Source organism: Catenulispora sp. MAP12-49 (assembly GCF_041262705.1).
Lineage (GTDB): Bacteria > Actinomycetota > Actinomycetes > Streptomycetales > Catenulisporaceae > Catenulispora.
On the sequence record NZ_JBGCCP010000015.1, the window covers coordinates 32,492 to 48,671 of the forward strand.

A 16,180-nucleotide genomic window follows, 5' to 3' on the forward strand; every position below is an offset into this window, starting at 1 on the left:
CATGGATAGTCGCCGACAGCGCACAGCTGGCCGTGCCGTGCGCGTCTGGACCGCGAACGGTGCGCTGGCGGACAAGCCACGGCGCCGAAGATTCCTAGCTTGGTCGGAAAGGACTGAGCATCGTAAGGAGCGCCATGGCACGGCAGACAGTTGCCGAACAGTACGTCGACCTCCTGGCCCGAGCCGGTGTCCGTCGCATCTACGGTGTCGTCGGCGACAGTCTCAACCCGGTCGTGGACGCGGTGCGCCGGCACGGCGAGGTGGAGTGGGTCCAGGTACGGCATGAGGAGGTCGCCGCCTTCGCCGCCGGCGCCGAGGCTCAGCTGACCGGGCGCCTGGCCGCCTGCGCGGGATCCTGCGGCCCACCACGGAGCCGTGGCCGCGTGGCTCAACCCGAGCGTGTCGAAGGCGGTCACCCGCGCCGTTCACATCCCGATCCTGCTGATCCCGGACGGCCGGAAGTGACGGCGCCTGCGGATCCGAAACCCTGAGAACGAGAAAGGCAGCCATGGCGACGCAGTCCAGCCCCCGGCCCGCAATCGACCCCGCCGGGGGCGACGTTCCCGTTGACGCCCCCTCCCGCCAACTGGGTGGCAGCATGCCGGGCTGGCTCGTCGCGTTGTTCGCCGTCTCAACCGGCGCGACGGTCGCAAACCTCTACTACGCACAGCCATTGCTGTCCACACTGGCCGAGTCGTTCAAGGTCAGCACCGCCACGGCGGGGGCGCTGGTGACGGTCACCCAGATCGGCTACGTGCTCGGCATGCTGTTCCTGGTCCCGTTGGGCGACCGGGTGGAGAAGCGGCGCCTGGTCACCATCCTGCTCGCCGTCACCGCCCTGGTCATGACCGCTGCCGGCGCGGCGACCGGCTACGCGATGCTCCTGGCAGCCTCCCTGATCAGCGGCGCGACATCGGTCGTCGCCCAGATCCTGGTGCCGTTCGCCGCAAGCCTGGCGCCGGACCACGCCCGCGGCCGGATCATCGGCCGGGTCATGGCCGGCCTGCTCACCGGCATCCTGCTCTCACGCACCGTCAGCAGCCTCGTCGCCGGAGCCGCCGGATGGCGCTGCGTGTATCTGGGATCAGCGATTCTGACCGCACTACTCGCCGTCGCCTTGCGCCTGATCCTGCCGCGGCACCCGGCCACCACAGACCTGTCCTACCACCAGGTGCTGCGCTCGACGGCGCGGCTGGTCCGCTCGCATCCCGCCCTTCTGCGCCGCGGGTTGTACCAAGCCGCGGTCTTCGGATCGTTCAGCGCCTTCTGGACGACGGTGTCCTTCCTGCTCACCGGCCCCCGCTTCCACTACACGACGACTGGCGTGGGGCTGTTCGCTTTGGTCGGCGCGGCGGGCGTGGTCGTGGCTCCCGTGGCCGGCCGCTGGGGAGACCGTGGACTGGCCAGCCCCATGACCGGGGCGGCGCTCCTCCTCGGAACCCTCGCATCGGCGCTGACCGGCATCGGCGCACACAACATCGTGCTACTCGCCCTGGCGGCGATCCTTCTGGACATCGCCGTCCAGACCACGCTGATCCTCGGCCAGCACGTCGTCTACCAACTCGACCCCGCCGCCCGCGCCCGGCTAAACAGCGTCTACATCGCCACGTTCTTCGCCGGAGGCGCAGCAGGATCGCAGCTCGGAACAATCCTGTACCGCACCGGAGGTTGGGCCGCGGTCGCCTGGCTGAGTGCGGCGCTGCCGCTGGCTGGGCTGCTCTACTGGATGACCGAGCGCCCCTTGGCCCGCGGGAGTGGCAGGAGGCGTATCTTCACCTGGCCGAGCTCGTCCCGCACGGCGGGGTGCGCTACCTGCTCATCCGGCGCACCGCCACCGCAGACCGGGGCCGGAGCCCAGCGGCGGTAGAACGCCAGCCCGCCGCCTTGAGCTCTCGCGGTGACAACTCCCGGTCTGCACGAGTTCTTCGCGATGGCTGCGGGCCTCGCCGGAGCGGTGGAGGGTCTGATCTTCGGGGCGATTTCCGGCGGGGGCAAGGATCCGAGCGAGCCGCGCGACGCCGGCGACGTGTGAGGCAGATCGGCAGCGTGCCGACGCCGGCCCTCGCATAGTCTGCGGGACCGGCGTCGGACGCCTGGGCCGGACGCCCGGCGTGTGTCAGTTCACGTTCAACGTGACGTCGTCGAGGACGAAGTCGGTGGTCCCGAAGTCGGCGTCGGTCTCGGTGCCGGTGAACTTCAGCGTGACCTTCTGCCCGATGAACTGGTTCAGCGAGAAGGTCTCCTGGTCGTACTGGTTGTCGGCGTCCAGGTTGCTGAAGTCGTGCAGGGTTGCCAGGACGGTCCCGGACGGGTTGAGCACCTGCACCGCGAGCGTGTCGTCGGCTTTGGTCGTGGTGTACTCGGCCGTGTCGATGTGCCGCCAGAAGGAGAACGTCGCGCTCTTGCAGCCTGCCGGGATGCTGACGGTCTGCGCCAGGGTGTCCGTGGCCGCGTAGCCGTAGCCGTCCAGCCAGGCCAGGTACGAACCGGAGTGGGCGGGCTCGCCGTAAGACGACGGGACGATCGCCCCGGTGGTGCCGGTCCAGGGGGCGGAGCCGTTCTCGAAGCCGCCGTTGGCGATGAGCTGCGCGGCGGTGCAACCGCCGCCCCCGCCGGAGGCGGTCACGGTCCAGGAGAACGCGGTCGAGCCCGAGGCACCGGTGCCGTCGGTGGCGGTGACCGTCGCGTTCGAGGTGCCCGCGCCGGTCGGGGTGCCGGAGATCAGACCGCTGGCGGAGTTGATCGACAGTCCGGACGGCAAACCGGTCGCGCTGTAGGTCAGCGTCTGGCCGGCCGCCGGGTCAGAGGCCTTGATCTGCAGCGAGGCCGCGGTGCCGACGGTACCGGTCTGGTTGCCGGGGTTGGTCACGGTGACCGTGTCGCCCTGGCCGCCGCCGTGGTTGAGGATCTGGTGGCTGATGGCGCAGGCGTTGGTGTCGTTGGACCACGAGGCCTGCTCGGCGAAGGTGCCGAAGGAACCGAACGAGACGTTCGCGGCCCCGCCGGTCTGGCCCGGCTGGATCCACGCGCACTCGTCGGAGTTCTCGTACCCCTTCGTGCCGCCGGTGGTGCCGGGGTTGGCCCAGCCGCTGACCGGGTCGACATCCGACATCATCTCGTGCCACTCGTGGCCGAGGGTCATCGTGTAGCCGTCGAGCGCCCCGGACGACGTGCCGTTGACGAAGCCCACACCGCAGGTCGCGCCCATGTCCGTGTTGTACGGCTGGTTGGAGAAGGCGATGTTGCCGTACGGGGTGGAGGCCGCGCCGCCGGACAGGCTGCTGTCGGCGGTGAAGGTGTGCCAGGCACAGTAGCCCTGGGGGTACGGGGCCTCGTAGTTGTCCGGGTCGGTGCCGTGTGCGGACAGGATCACGTAGTAGGCGTTGCGGTTGGAGGCCGCGGTGGTGTTGCCGAAGTGGGCCGCCGCGGTGGTCGCCTCCTGGGCCAGGGCGTTGCCGTTCGGCTGGCTCGGCTCCGCCGCCGAGTTGTCGTTCCAGACGCCGGCCAGCACGCCGCCGCTCTGATAGGGGACGAACTGTGAGGCCGGCAGGGTGGACGGGCAGCTGGTCGCACCGACGGAGACGCCCGCACCGTCACACCACTGTGTCAGGTCCGCTGACCAGGTCTCGTTGTTGGTGCCGATGCCCTTGAACATCTGCTGCGCGGCCGACGCAGTGCCGCTCGGGTCGCCGGTGAACTTGGCGTCGCCGCTGGCATCAGTGCCCTGTGTCCCCCACTGGGAGCCGTAGAAGACCAGGTAGACCTTGGTCTTGGCGCCGCTCATCACGCCGATGCCGTTGGTCCCGCCGCCGAACGCCAGCGTGTTCGCGCTGGTCGCGGCTGAAGTGGTGGCCGCAGTGGTGGCGGCGTCAGGGTGGGCGGCGAGGAAGGACCGGATGTGCGCCTGCTGGGCGACGGTCGGCATCGCGCCGTGGTGCGTCTGGAAGTACGCGACGATCGGATCGGTCGCACTTGATGAGTGCTGCGACGTCGAGGCGTTCGCCGTGGTGGCCGACAGTGCGCAGGCTGTCAGGCCTATCACCGCTGTCGCTGCCGCGCCGAAGCGGCGTACCGAGGTACGTTTCGGAGACACGTGCCATCCCTTCAAAGGGTGTGTGGCGCACGGAATCCGGGCAGGGGTCACCGCCTGCGGGACCGTCCGCAGTGGCAGCCGTCTGCCCGCCGTGCAGTGGGGTGGTGGGCGCGCGAAGCCGCAGGGGGTGGAGCGGTTTACGCGCGATGCGTGGAGCGTGTAGCGAGAACCTACTCGCGGCTCGGTGGCAGGCTCAATAAATTGCTAAATGTTAAGGCCCTAGTCGGTGGAATCGGTTGCGCTCCACTGCCACTGCACGCCCAGACGGCAGGGGCCGAGGTCCAGGGCCACGGTCGAGGCGACACCGAATTCGTCCACGTTCAGCAGGCGTTCGGTGAAGTCCTCGGAGTCGACGGACGGCGCGGAGATCTGCACGCAGCGGACTGGCAGCGTCGCGCTCGTGAACTCGACTTCGAGCACGTACTCGCGGATCGGGTGAGGGATCCTGCGTTCCCATCGGGTGTCTGGGGTGAACGGGGCCGACATGTCCACGCGGTGTTCCATCACCAGGTATTCGCCCTGCCGTAGGGGATGCCCGAAGGCCAGCTCCGCGACGACCAGCCCCGCTGTGTGGTCGGTGACGACCCGCCCCAACGAGCAGCCGCGGAGCGGCACAACCAACGGGGTGTTGTCCCCATCGGCGTTGTAAACGGCGAGCATATGGTCCGGGCCGTCGGCCGTGGCGCGCAGAACTCGGCGGTTCCACAGGGAACGCAGGAAGCCGTCCGGCCCGACTGTCACGCGGTCATGGGATGACAGCCCGATCAGCGCCTGACCCCAGATGGTGTCGAACTTCCGTAGCGCCTCGATGACGGCGCTCTTGTCGTGATAGATGGCGGCCAGGTCGATCGGATCGCCAGTGGACCTGCGGCCGCGCGGTCGCGGCGGCTCCAGGAGTACGGCGAGTGTCCTGGGCACCAGGCCGAGGATGTCCTCCAGCCGGGCAAGCGCGATCAACGAGGCGTCGCGCTCGGGCTGGCTTCGTCCGGACTGCCAGTGGCTGAGCGTGGCCAAGCTGACCGGCGTCCCCGATACCGCCAGCTTGGCCTGGATCCGTTCCAGGCTCAGGCCGCGCGCCCGGATCGCGGCTCTCAGCGCCTTGTGGAAGGGGCCCACGGCCAGCAGCGCTTCGAGGTCGGCGGGCTCGGCCTGTCCGGCGACCTGGTCCAACTCGGTGCCTCCGCTCGGTGGGGTGCCCCAGGATAGACCCGAATCGGCATCAAGGGCGATATGCATCGTGGATTCCGCTTCGGCAAGTGGTGGACCGAAGTGGTTGTCCAGGTGGTCCGTCCACCGGGGCGCAGCGGGCGGTGGCGAGTTGCGGTCCGGCTCGCCGATCATGTGCCCAATGTTCCTGGACGATGGGAATGCGGTAGAGCTGCCACTGCCAGGGCTGACCCGGGATCGGGTTCAGCCCGCGCGCTGGACGTTGCAGCAAACGCAGGGTACGTGCTTTGCTTTCTAGCGCCTCGGCGTCGCCGATATGGCAAATACTGTGCCCGTGCCACATCTTCAGGCCTCGTCCCGGCGGCAGGCGCACAGCAGTCCGCCGCTGAGACACTTCAGGCATTCGGCCTGTACTAGCCCCTTACCGCGACCACCGCGACCACTCGCCGATGCGGATTGCCTCGTCAGCCGGCCGCTACGAGACACAGGCTGCCTTCACGCCAACGTCGGTGATCGCGTGCGGAGATTCTGGGCCACGGGTACGTTGATGTGGATCCCGCTGTCGACTTGTCAGAGGTAGGTCATGGAGCCGAGGGTTCTGACCAACGAGGTGAAGGGTGAGGGGTCCCCGCTGGTCCTGCTGCCAGGCGGCCTCACAGGATGGGTGTCATGGGCGTCCTACGCCGACTCGCTGGCGTCGAGGTGGCAGACCGTTCGCGTCCAGCCGATCCACAACGAGCTCGGTTCGGCCGGTGAGCGTGGCGACGCCGGGTACACCGCGGCTATCGAGCGCGACTCGCTGCTCATGACCTTGGATGACCTCGGGATTGGAACAGCCGACTTCGTGGGATGGTCCGGTGGCGGGCGCGCACTCATCGAGTTCGCGTTGGCGTATCCCGAGCGGGTGAGGACGCTGACGCTCGTGGAACCTGCGGCCTACTGGATCCTCGACGGGCTTGGTGAGCCCGATCCCGAGGTTGCTCATCTCAACCGTTTCTTTCACGGGCTGGCCGGCCAAGACGTGAGTGAAGACGACTTGGCCGAATTCTGTCAGCTCGCCGGACTCGCCTCCTCAGCAGACAAGGCCCGGGACAATGCCCACTGGGCGAGCTGGGTTCCGCACCGGATGGCCTTGTCCTGGGGCTCGGAACAGGCCGACCGCCCGGAGCGGGGTGTCGATGACCTGGCGGGCGTCTCGTGCCCGGTCCTGCTGGTCCACGGGAACCTGACCGCCGACTGGCTCAAGCGGGTCGTCGCCGTCCTCGATGAGCGGTTGCCCGACACCCGAGTCCTCGAACTGCCTGGCGATCACGCATGTCATCTCGAGAACCCGGACGCGTTTCCCGCCGAGCTGGAGCGGCACCTGGCCCGGTGAGCAATCGGACTGATGCGAGACTCGCTTGTGTAGCGGGCGTGGACGAAGCAGTTCCCTGCGGTGTCGGATTTGCCGGTGTCGTAGGCCATCCAGCGGGTGAGCAGCGTGAACTCGGCTGCGGCGGCGAACTGGGCGTGACCGACTGCATCGCTGAAGGTGCCGGTGGAGGCGCCTCTGGCAGGCGATGACGACTGAGGGAATCCCGTGCGTCGTGATCTCGCTGATCGTCAGTTCCCGGGTGGGCGGGCTGTCGGGCGCGCAGATGCTGCACATCCGTGTGTGGCACGACAAAACTCGGCGCCGTCGCCCGCGGCCCGCGACGACATCCCGTTCGTCGGAGGTGACGCGCGGGACAGAACGACGGCCGGTCTCCACTGAGATGGACCGCCGGAGTGGCTGGGAACTGACGGAGGATCGACGCCATGCTCAAGCTCCGAGTCAGCCCGGACGGCCTGGTCCGGGCCGGTTTTCTGCTGGCCGAACAGAGCCAGCCGTTCACGGCCGCCTTTGCCACGTCCGGGCCGTACGACCTCTCGCTGCATGTGTGGCTTCCCGACCTGGCCGGTCCGCGCGCGCACGGTGGTCGGGTCTGACGCCACCCGAAACAGATCCGTTAGCACTCTACGTCCCGTTGCGCCGCGGCGCCGCTTGGCCGGTTCGGTGTCCCCTCCGGCGTGCGGTCGGCGGGCGATCGTACGAGGGTGAAGGTATTCGCTTTTCAAGCGCGGGAGGAGCGCCGGTCATGGACATGAAGCTGGAAGTGGTGGTGATACCGGTCGCGGACGTGGAGCGGGCTAAGGACTTCTACACGGGTCTGGGCTGGCGGCTGGATGCGGATGTCCCCACGGGCGAGGATTTCCGCGTGGTACAGGTGACCCCGCCTGGTTCTCCGGCCTCGGTCATCTTCGGCACGAGCGTCACCGCGCAGGCTCCGGGAACGGCGCAGGGACTGCACTTGATCGTCGACGACATCGAGGCCGCGCACGACGAGCTCAAGAGCGCCGGCGCTGAGCCGAGCGAGGTGTTCCACGATGCCGGCGGCGTATTCCACCACGGCGGGACAGACGCTCGGGTGCCGGGTCCGGACCCGCAGCGTGGCAGCTACGGTTCGTTCCTCTCATTCAGCGACCCGGACGGGAACGGTTGGGTGCTCCAGGAGATCACCACCCGGCTGCCGGGACGGCTCGATCCGTCGGTCACGGCCTTCTCCTCGGCCTCGGACCTCGCCGGCGCGCTGCGCCGCGCGGCGGCCGCGCATGGCGAACACGAGAAGCGAACTGGCACCGAGGACCCGGACTGGCCGGACTGGTACGCCCGCTACTTGGTCGGCGAACAGGCTGGGACCGAGTTGCCGGCGTAGGTGTCGTTGAACCCGTAGCGCGGCGCCGCGCTTGCCGGAGCGATCGTCGGGGCGCAGGAATCTGGAGGTGGTGCATGAACGGCACCGACGGTGTGATCGCGGCGGGCGGCGGTTCGCTCGGACCACGGCTGCGATGAACCTGCGAGTCTGGCTGAAACAGCGTGATCCCGGCTTCATCGCGTTGAGGCGGGCCGCGAGGGCCGCGGTGGTCATGCCAGCCGTGTTCGCGGTGGCCGACAGGGTGATCAGCAATCCGGTTCTCGCGACCTTCGCAGCGTTCGGGTCGTTCGCCACCTTGTCGTTCGTCGACTTCACCGGCACGATGCGCGAGCGGCTGGCCTCGCAGACCGGGCTGGTGGCCGTGGGGGCGCTTCTCGTGGTGGTGGGCACACTGGCGTCGCGGCACATCTGGCTCGCCGTGCCGGTGACCTTCGTGATCGGGTTCGCGGTGTTCTTCGCCGGGGCTGTCAGTTCGGCGCTGGCGTCCGCGACGAACGCACTGCTGCTCAGTTTCGTCCTGGCGGTCACGCTGCCTGGATCGCCGAGCACGGTATCCGACCGGGTGCTCGGGTGGCTTCTGGCCGGGGCCGCGTCACTGGTCGCGATCGTCCTGCTGTGGCCCGCCCCGACCCGCGAGCCGCTACGGTCGCCGGCTGCTAAGGCCTGCCGTCTGACTGCGCAGCGGTTGAGGGCCGAGACTGGTTGCGTACGAAGCGGTTTCGACCCGCGCGCCCTTCAAGCCGAGCGCTCCGTCGCCGACGAGGCGGGCAAGGCCGTCGCCGCACTGCGGAGCGCTTTCTTCCGCACGCCATACCGTCCCACCGGCCTGACCGCGTCGGCACGTATCCTGGTGCGCCTTGTCGACCAGATCATCCGGCTGGAGTCGATACTGGAGCGGATGCCCTTCGAGGCGGGGCAGGGACCGGCCGATGAAGTGGTCACCCGCGTGAAGCTCGCGGCGGCGGAAGTACTCGATTGCGTGGCCGATGTCCTGCAGACCGGCTCCGCCGCGGCACCCCGGCTGGGCACAGGCCTGGACCGGTTGCGCAACGCACGCGCGGACATGGAGAAGTTGACCACCGAAGGGCTGCCAGTCCGACACTCTGCCGCGGTGCTCGCCGCCCAGGCCGGTGCGGGCCCCGCTCAGGCGGCCGCCGGCTTCGTCGACGATCTGCTGCCGAGCTTTCGGGCACAAGAGCTGACCTCCGCCGTCACCGCGATCGCGACGACAGCCGAGTCGGCGTTGGCTGATCTCACCCGTACCAACTGGCAGCGGTTGACCGGGCGGAGGAATCCGGACGCGGTGGGCTCGCCGCTCGCCTCCGCGCGGGAGCGTGCAGCGGCGCACGTCGAGGTCCATTCTGTGTGGCTGCGCAACAGTGTGCGCGGCGCAGCGGCGCTCGCCGTCGCCGTGCTGGTCGTTGAGGTCTCCGACGTGCAACATGCCTTCTGGGTGGTGCTCGGTGCACTGGCCGTGCTGCGGTCGAACGCGTTGACCACCGGGCAGAACGCGCTGCGCGCCGTCGCGGGCACGGCTGTCGGCATCGTCGTCGGCGGAGCGGTGGTGTATCTCCTGGGCTCGCAGATGTCGGTGCTGTGGCTGCTGCTGCCGATCGCCGTCTTCTTCGGCGGAATCGCTCCTTCCGTGATCTCCTTCGCCGCTGGTCAGGCTGGGTTCACCGCGACAGTGCTGATCCTCTACAACATCATTGAACCGGCCGGGTGGCAGATCGGGATCGTACGCGTCGAAGATGTGGTCATCGGCTGCGCCGTCGCCTTGTTGGTGGGGTTGCTGTTCTGGCCGCGCGGTGCCGCCAGCGCTTTGTCCCGGTCCTTGTCGGAGGCACTGTTCGACAGCGCTCGCTACCTCGGCAAAGCCGTGGACTACGGAGTGAGCCGCTGCGACCGCGTCCCGGTTCCGTTGTCGCTGCCGGCAGGTGAGGCGCGTCGCGCGGCTGCGTCGTCCAGGCGCCTGGACGACGCGTTCCGCAACTACCTCGCGGAGCGGGGCGCCAAGCATCTTCCGCTGGCTGACCTCACGACCCTGCTCAACGTGGTCGCGGAACTGCGGCTGACCGCGGATGCGGTGCTGGATCTGTGGAACGACGTCGGGCCCAGGGCGGACGGCGACCGGGCGCAGGCCAGGCAGGAGGTACGAGGCGCGGCGGACCGCATGACCGCGTGGTTCGCCGAGGCGGCCGACGCGCTGCTCGGGGCGGGGGAGCCGCCGCGGCCCGCCGGTCGGGACGATGCCTCGGGCACGCGGCTGGTCGCCGCGCTCGGCCGGGATCTCGACGGTGACAACGAACGCGGCGCGGCAGCGGCGGTACGCATGATCTGGACCGCGCAGCACGTCGAGACGGCCCGCTGCTTGGAGGCCGGCGTGGCCGGACCGGTTGGGAAGGTCCATGCCACCGGTCGGGCACGCCGCGGTGGACCACGCTTGCTGCGCACATCCGTAGAACCGGCGTCCGCGTGATCAACGTCGGAACGGGTACTCGCGGCCCGGTGTCAGAAGGCGAACTGCTGTCCGCCGTCGATGTCATAGGTCGCCCCGGTGAGTGCGGTGTTGGCCATGATGTGCACGGCGAGTGCGGCGACATCGGCGGGGCCGACGACCCGGCCGATCGGGAGGTTCTCCCGTAGTTCTTCTCGACGTTCGTCGAGCTTGTCCTTGAGCAGTGACGCCGAGAGTGGGGTGTCGACGAAACCCGCCGCGATGAGGTTGACGCGAACGGGCGCGAGCTCGAGCGCCAGCGCCGCGACGAACGGCGGAAGCGCGGCGGTGGCCGCGGGCACGATCCCGAGGCCGCGACGGACGCGCCGCCCTCCAGTTCCGCCCATCAGCAGCAGCGTGCCTCCTGGTCTCATCTTGCCGGCCGCGTTGCGCGCGATCTCGAGCCCGAGCACGACATGGTCGCTGAGGGCTTCGCGCACTTGGTCCGCATCCATCTCCAGCAGCGGCGTGTAACTCGGCCCGCCGGCCGTGACCAACACGTGGTCGACGGGATCGGGCAGGTCCCGGAAGAAATTCCGCAGAGCTGCGGCGTCGGTGGCGTCGAAGGCCGCGGTGCGTTGCACGCCGAGCTCTCGCGCAGCTCGCTCCAGTCGTTCGGGGTTGCGGCCGGTGATGACGACGTCGGCACCCTCGGCTCGGGCGCGTCGGGCCGTTTCCAGGCCGATACCCGCGCTTCCGCCTATCAGGACGACGGTCTGCCCGAGTAGTTCGGGTTCACGCCGAGCCGCGGTCGAGGTGTTCGGGGTGTTCATTCGTCCTCCTCGCGAGGCGGCCGTCGCGGTTGCGCGACCCGCGCCAGGCGGAGGCCTGAACGGCGGGGACATCAGCGAACCGGAGTCACTCGGCGGGCAGCGGCACAACTCCCTTCACGATCGAACGAGTAGCGAACCACCGCCTGTGCGCATACGCCATCCAGGGCCCGGGCCGTTTCATCCCAAACATATTTCAGACGTGATCACACACGGCCTTGTGGTCACTGGGCGGGTTTTTCGTCAGCGTTGTACTGTTGGTTGAAGCCTTGCATGATCGCATCTGGAGCATCTGCCAAGATACGTTCGCTCGCTCGTGATGCAGGTCCGGTCCGCTCATTTCCGGGTGCTTCGAGAATCCGGTACTGCCGACAGTCACAGAAAGCGAATCGTGGAGCAATGGATGAAACAGAACATTTTCATGTTGACGAAGTCTCCAGCTCCTACTGGCGGGTGACCTTCGACAACGGTCCCGTCAACCTGTTGGACCCTGACAGCGTCGAGCAACTCGCCGAACTCGTCGGCCGAATGGAAAACGATCCGGACCTGACGGTCGCGGTCTTCCGCAGCGAGAAGCCCGGCTACTTCATGGCCCACTGGGACTTCGCATCCGACAGCGCGCGCGTGCTGGGCATGCAGCCTGGCCCGACAGGGCTGAACCCGTACGTGGACAACTTCGTACGGCTCAGCAGGCTACCGCTGGCCACCATCTCCGAGATCCGCGGTCGCACCCGCGGCGCCGGCAGCGAATTCGTGCTCGCCACCGATATCCGATTCGCATCCGAACAAGCGACCTTGGGCCAGTTCGAAATCGGGGTGGGCACCGTTCCCGGCGGCGGTCCCATGGCCCGCCTCGGCCGCCTCGTCGGCCGCGGCCGCGCCCTGGAGATCCTGCTCGGCGGCGACGACATCCCCGCAGCCCTCGCCGCCGACTACGGCTACGTGAACCGACTCGTGCCAGACGCGCAGATCGAGGAGTTCACCGACGCGTTCGCCCGCAGGATCGCGTCCTTCGAGAAGGTCGCCGTCACCGGCATCAAGCAGCTGGTCGACATGGCCACGCTGCCCGATGACGAGGAGTTCGCACGCGGACTCGCGGCCTACTTCGCCACTGCCGGCCGACCGGAGAACCGCCCCTTCATCCGGATGCTCTTCGACAAGGGGCTGCAGCAGCCCGACGGTATCGAGACCGACCTCGGCACTGCCATCGGAAGGCTGCGTCTGAGGGCCTGAGCGTGCCCTTGTCGATGGCCGACTCCTCCGGCGTGAAGCGATAGTCCTCCAGGCAGCCCCAGGCTGTGTCCGCCTCCGCGACCAGCACCGCCCGATCCTGATCAGCGGCCAGATCGAGCAGCGCCTCCCAGAACATGCGCGCGCCGCGGCGGTAGACCAGGATGCTGTCCTCGATCGGCTGGCCCGCGACAGCGCGGGCGCGCAGGAACTCATGCAGCTCGGACCGCAGATAGCCGTCCGGCGTGATCCCGTTGACCATCCAGCGCAGTACGAGGTCGACGTTCCAGCGCACCACGGCGGTCCGGTCCACGGGCCACTCGAACCTGGTGTAGGCCGGCAGTCGGACGAACCCGCACCGCGACGCCGAGGTCGACCTTCTCCAGAGCGCGCCGCGGTTCACCGCCCACTTGACCCGTGCCGGATGGAGAAGAAGCCGCATTCACGGCTTGGTCTTTCCACAGTTGGTGTAATAGAGACCGATCAGGCGAACGCGGCCACGGTGTTTCCGCAGGTCGGCTGCGGGCTGGTTTGCTGTGTTTCCCTCCGGGGGCACATACGATGATCAGAAGATCTGAATGACGGTGCCCGGCGGTGTTGACCATCGGGCACCATTGTCTTTCCTCGGAGGCCACAGCCTCGTCGTCTGCTGTGCGGCGCGGGGAGGTTGGCGCTGGCCTCGCCGGTGAATGTGCTGGGCCCGGTCATCCGGTTGCCTGAGTGCATCCGCATGGGCCTTTCGCCTGTTGGGCGAAGCCGATCTCCCGCTGGTTGACCCGCAGATGTGCTCGATCTCAGCTGGCACCGGCCTTGGCGATGATGCCTGTCATCTCGTCGCGCCCGAACGCGCGCATCGTCGTCGTCCTGACATTCCCGAGGGCGCCCAGCCGCAAGAGTGCTGCGGTGACGGTCTCAGCGTCCGGTGCTTCGACCACCGCTACGAGGTCGTATGTGCCGATCGTCCAGAAGAGACTCACAGTTCGTCCGCCGAACTTCTCAACCATTTGGCTGAAGGCATCGGCTCGTTGGGTGCTCTTGGGATAGTCCCGGATCCCCTGGTCGGTCCAGTTCAGGAGGGCGACGTAGGTCTGCATGGTTCCTCGAATCCGTAGGCGGTGTCCTCGTGAATACCGCTATTTCCGCTCTCGTCCCTGAGCGAACACGTCGCCGTGCTTGTTCACTGGAACTGCTCAACGCGAGACGCTGGGCTGGACTCGGGTCGTCGGGTCCGGCAGGTATAAGGCTCCAGGCCAGCGATGCTGATCTGGAGCCTTGCGATGTGTGCTCCCCATGTGGAGTGCTAGGAACTGGCTGGGGCCTGCGTCGCCGCTACCAGCCGGTTCGTCTTCGCCTTCTGCTCCAGTGGCAGGACGCGGAGGGTGTCGGACTTGATGGCCTGGTGATGTTCTGGCGCAAGTTCGGTGTGCGGCGGGCGGCAGACGCCGCCGTGTCGGCCGGCGAGGTCCATCGAGAGCTTGATGGCCTGGACGAACTCGGTGTGCGAGTCCCAGCGCAGTAGGGGGTGGAGTTCGCGGTAGAGCGGGAGGGCGGTCGCGACGTCGCCTGCAGTGGCTGCGCGGTACAGCTCGTTGCAGAGGGATGGGAGGGCGTTCGGATAGCCGGAGATCCAGCCGACTGCGCCGGCTGTCGCCAGCTCCAGGAGGACGTCGTCGGCGCCGATGAGTAGGTCGAGGTCGGGTGCCAGTTCCTTGATGTGGTAGGCACGGCGGGTGTCGCCGGAGAACTCCTTGACGGCCTTGATGTAGCCGGCTTCGTGGAGCTTCTTGAGGAGCTCGGGGACCAGGTCGACCTTGGTGTCGATGGGGTTGTTGTAGGCGACGACCGGCCGGACCCTGCGCACCGTCCACGAGGCAGAAGGGCGGGTCGTCGAGGAGTTGGTGCGGTCCGGCCACGCGCTGAGCCTGTGCCAGGCGACGTTCCCGGAGTCACCGGGTGTCGTGGTGCGGCCCATCGCCGGGGATCCGTTGTGGTACCGGCATCTCTTGGCGTGGCACGCGGCGGGGCCGTTTGCCGGCTCCGAGGCCGCGAGGGTGTGATGGAGAACGCCGAGGCGGCCCATCGGGCGGCGGTGCGGCGGAGTCCGGCTTATCGGTCTTGGCTGAACGCGGGTATATAAGGCGCTGCTATGGGGTTGTTGTCTCCCGACATCGCTCCCACGCTCGTACCGTCGGCCGAACAAAACCACCGCACGGTGGGCTCGCTGCGCCTGATCGTCGGCGACACCACTCGCCTTGACCATGGGGAAGGCGCCCGTCGCGCGCGGGATTCGGGAAGTCGGATTCCCCGTCCCCGACGCGCTCTGCCGTCCCGGGCCGGAGTACTCGGCCGGAGTGCCTGCTTGGTGCCCGGAGCGTGATCCTCTGCCTGGAGCACAGAGCATCGAACCCTGATTCAGGAGTCTTCCATGACCCCAGCAGACGGCGACAGACGCCGCCCCCGCATCGCCTTCCTCTCGGTCCTGTCAGCCCTGCTCGCCGTGTTCGCCCTGGTCGTCGTCCCTGCCGGCCCCGCCCACGCGTACAACGGGAGCACGTCCGCGTGCGCGTTCACCGGCACGACCGGCTACACCGACGAGGGCCAGCAGAACACCATCGGCACCGATCCCGACCGGTTCCAGGTGCCCTTCGACCCCACCGGGACGGTCGCCTACAAGACCCTTCGGGTGGGCATGCTGTACGTGGACTTCCCGGATGCCCAGGGCGCCGGGAGCCTCGCCGACTACTACAACCGGCTTTCGCCTGCCGCCGCCTGGATGTGGAACGCCTCCTACGGCCACACGTGGCTCGACATCCAGGCGCCGCTGAACCGGTGGCTGCGCATGCCGTCGGCGTCCACCGCCTACGGGTGGCCGGGAACCCCGGCCTACGCCAGCCAGCAGCAGTACGTGCTGGACGCGGTCACGGCCGCCGCGAACGCCGGTGTCGACCTGTCTCAGTACGACATGTTCTACATCGTGCCGACCAGCAGCGCGACGGCGATCAACAACTCGCCCACCTACATCTGGAACTCCGGCAACCCCGGCGTGGTCGTCGAGGGTACGACGGTCAAATGGGCTGTCACCTTCGGTCAGGACATCTGGGGATCGTGGGGCTACCACATCGCCGACCACGAGACAGGTCATACCTTCGGGCTCCCCGACCTGTACTCCTTCACCGGAGACACGCACCAGTTCGTCGGGGGCTGGGACATCATGGGCGATATCGGCGGGCCGGGGAACCAGTATTTCGGCTGGCAGTCCTGGAAGCTCGGTTGGACCAGTGACAGCGAGGTCTCCTGCATGACCGCGCCGGGCACATCGCTGCGCACCCCTTTGAACCCGGTCGAATACGCGCCGGTCGGTGGCAGATGGCGGATCGTGGTACTCAAGACCGGTTCGACCTCCGCCTATGTCGTGGAGTCGCGAAGGTCTGCCTTGAATGATCCCAGCCTCTGCTCCACGGGTGTGCTCATCTACAAGGTCGACTGGTCCGTCGCCACCGGTACCGGGCCGATCCGGGTGGTGGCCAACCCCGGCGCCGCGGCGCCCCCCGCGGGCTGTGCCGCGCTGGATATGGACACCTGGCAGCCCGGCCAGACCTTCACCGATTCCAGCACCAACGTCACCATCTCGGTGGTGAGCGGCCTGTCCGACTCCAACGGCGACACCGTGGACACCTCCATGTGACCA

13 protein-coding genes and 2 pseudogenes are annotated in these 16,180 nt (G+C 68.1%); 9 read left to right on the top strand and 6 right to left on the bottom strand.

Features of this window, described 5'->3' with window-relative positions; genetic code table 11:
- Positions 1 to 134: 134 nt before the first annotated feature.
- The 3 genes and pseudogenes from ABIA35_RS25510 to ABIA35_RS25520 form a co-directional block, all read left to right on the top strand.
- Positions 135 to 365 (top strand): annotated as a pseudogene (locus ABIA35_RS25510) (thiamine pyrophosphate-binding protein); the annotation flags it as partial.
- A 233-nt stretch (positions 366 to 598) separates the two neighbouring features.
- Positions 599 to 1,867, top strand: a complete 1,269-nt coding sequence (locus tag ABIA35_RS25515) for an MFS transporter (RefSeq protein WP_370359561.1) — start codon at positions 599 to 601, stop codon at positions 1,865 to 1,867.
- A gap of 30 nt (positions 1,868 to 1,897) precedes the next feature.
- Positions 1,898 to 2,032: a hypothetical protein gene (locus ABIA35_RS25520; protein ID WP_370359562.1), complete on the top strand. Its 135-nt coding sequence runs from the start codon at positions 1,898 to 1,900 to the stop codon at positions 2,030 to 2,032.
- An 84-nt stretch (positions 2,033 to 2,116) separates the two neighbouring features.
- On the opposite strand, the gene ABIA35_RS25525 is transcribed toward ABIA35_RS25520, so the two are convergent.
- Together ABIA35_RS25525 and ABIA35_RS25530 are read right to left on the bottom strand one after the other, a co-directional pair.
- Positions 2,117 to 4,093, bottom strand: a complete 1,977-nt coding sequence (locus tag ABIA35_RS25525) for a putative Ig domain-containing protein (RefSeq protein WP_370359563.1) — start codon at positions 4,091 to 4,093, stop codon at positions 2,117 to 2,119.
- Between the two features lie 219 nt (positions 4,094 to 4,312).
- On the bottom strand, positions 4,313 to 5,263 hold the full coding sequence (locus ABIA35_RS25530; protein ID WP_370343477.1) for a multiprotein-bridging factor 1 family protein: 951 nt from the start codon (positions 5,261 to 5,263) through the stop codon (positions 4,313 to 4,315).
- 580 nt (positions 5,264 to 5,843) lie between these two features.
- On the opposite strand from ABIA35_RS25530, the gene ABIA35_RS25535 reads away from it, so the two are divergent.
- The 4 genes from ABIA35_RS25535 (at position 5,844) to ABIA35_RS25550 (ending at position 10,474) form a co-directional block, all read left to right on the top strand.
- Positions 5,844 to 6,635, top strand: coding sequence for an alpha/beta fold hydrolase (locus ABIA35_RS25535; RefSeq protein ID WP_370343478.1), 792 nt, complete (start codon positions 5,844 to 5,846; stop codon positions 6,633 to 6,635).
- Between the two features lie 422 nt (positions 6,636 to 7,057).
- Entirely contained in the window at positions 7,058 to 7,228 is a 171-nt protein-coding gene (locus tag ABIA35_RS25540; RefSeq protein ID WP_370359565.1) for a hypothetical protein, read from the top strand.
- A 149-nt stretch (positions 7,229 to 7,377) separates the two neighbouring features.
- Positions 7,378 to 7,995, top strand: coding sequence for a VOC family protein (locus tag ABIA35_RS25545; protein ID WP_370359567.1), 618 nt, complete (start codon positions 7,378 to 7,380; stop codon positions 7,993 to 7,995).
- 133 nt (positions 7,996 to 8,128) lie between these two features.
- A complete protein-coding gene (locus ABIA35_RS25550) occupies positions 8,129 to 10,474 on the top strand; it encodes an FUSC family protein (protein WP_370359568.1) in 2,346 nt (781 codons plus the stop codon).
- Positions 10,475 to 10,506: 32 nt separating this feature from the next.
- Here ABIA35_RS25550 and ABIA35_RS25555 read toward each other — a convergent pair whose 3' ends face one another.
- Positions 10,507 to 11,265, bottom strand: a complete 759-nt coding sequence (locus ABIA35_RS25555; protein ID WP_370359569.1) for an SDR family oxidoreductase — start codon at positions 11,263 to 11,265, stop codon at positions 10,507 to 10,509.
- Positions 11,266 to 11,535: 270 nt separating this feature from the next.
- On the opposite strand from ABIA35_RS25555, the gene ABIA35_RS25560 reads away from it, so the two are divergent.
- A complete protein-coding gene (locus tag ABIA35_RS25560) occupies positions 11,536 to 12,495 on the top strand; it encodes an enoyl-CoA hydratase/isomerase family protein (RefSeq protein ID WP_370359572.1) in 960 nt (319 codons plus the stop codon).
- Here the strand turns inward: ABIA35_RS25560 and ABIA35_RS25565 are convergent.
- The 3 genes and pseudogenes from ABIA35_RS25565 to ABIA35_RS25575 all read right to left on the bottom strand — a co-directional run.
- Positions 12,401 to 12,934, bottom strand: coding sequence for a hypothetical protein (locus ABIA35_RS25565; protein ID WP_370359573.1), 534 nt, complete (start codon positions 12,932 to 12,934; stop codon positions 12,401 to 12,403). The genes ABIA35_RS25560 and ABIA35_RS25565 overlap by 95 nt on opposite strands.
- A gap of 352 nt (positions 12,935 to 13,286) precedes the next feature.
- On the bottom strand, positions 13,287 to 13,586 hold the full coding sequence (locus ABIA35_RS25570) for a GYD domain-containing protein (RefSeq protein WP_370343485.1): 300 nt from the start codon (positions 13,584 to 13,586) through the stop codon (positions 13,287 to 13,289).
- Positions 13,587 to 13,792: 206 nt separating this feature from the next.
- Positions 13,793 to 14,338 (bottom strand): annotated as a pseudogene (locus ABIA35_RS25575) (dihydrodipicolinate synthase family protein); the annotation flags it as partial.
- 579 nt (positions 14,339 to 14,917) lie between these two features.
- On the opposite strand from ABIA35_RS25575, the gene ABIA35_RS25580 reads away from it, so the two are divergent.
- Positions 14,918 to 16,177 (top strand): M6 family metalloprotease domain-containing protein, encoded by a 1,260-nt coding sequence (locus tag ABIA35_RS25580; RefSeq protein WP_370343486.1) that lies wholly within the window; start codon positions 14,918 to 14,920, stop codon positions 16,175 to 16,177.
- Positions 16,178 to 16,180: the final 3 nt, after the last annotated feature.

Excerpts from the sequence above, each read along its gene's own strand:
- ABIA35_RS25580 (WP_370343486.1), top strand. The coding sequence starts at position 14,918 with ATGACCCCAGCAGACGGCGACAGACGCCGCCCCCGCATCGCCTTCCTC.
- ABIA35_RS25535 (WP_370343478.1), top strand. The coding sequence starts at position 5,844 with ATGGAGCCGAGGGTTCTGACCAACGAGGTGAAGGGTGAGGGGTCCCCG.
- ABIA35_RS25545 (WP_370359567.1), top strand. The coding sequence starts at position 7,378 with ATGGACATGAAGCTGGAAGTGGTGGTGATACCGGTCGCGGACGTGGAG.
- ABIA35_RS25560 (WP_370359572.1), top strand. The coding sequence starts at position 11,536 with ATGATCGCATCTGGAGCATCTGCCAAGATACGTTCGCTCGCTCGTGAT.
- ABIA35_RS25540 (WP_370359565.1), top strand. The coding sequence starts at position 7,058 with ATGCTCAAGCTCCGAGTCAGCCCGGACGGCCTGGTCCGGGCCGGTTTT.
- ABIA35_RS25515 (WP_370359561.1), top strand. The coding sequence starts at position 599 with ATGCCGGGCTGGCTCGTCGCGTTGTTCGCCGTCTCAACCGGCGCGACG.
- ABIA35_RS25570 (WP_370343485.1), bottom strand. The coding sequence starts at position 13,586 with ATGCAGACCTACGTCGCCCTCCTGAACTGGACCGACCAGGGGATCCGG.
- ABIA35_RS25550 (WP_370359568.1), top strand. The coding sequence starts at position 8,129 with ATGAACCTGCGAGTCTGGCTGAAACAGCGTGATCCCGGCTTCATCGCG.
- ABIA35_RS25565 (WP_370359573.1), bottom strand. The coding sequence starts at position 12,934 with ATGCGGCTTCTTCTCCATCCGGCACGGGTCAAGTGGGCGGTGAACCGC.
- ABIA35_RS25555 (WP_370359569.1), bottom strand. The coding sequence starts at position 11,265 with ATGAACACCCCGAACACCTCGACCGCGGCTCGGCGTGAACCCGAACTA.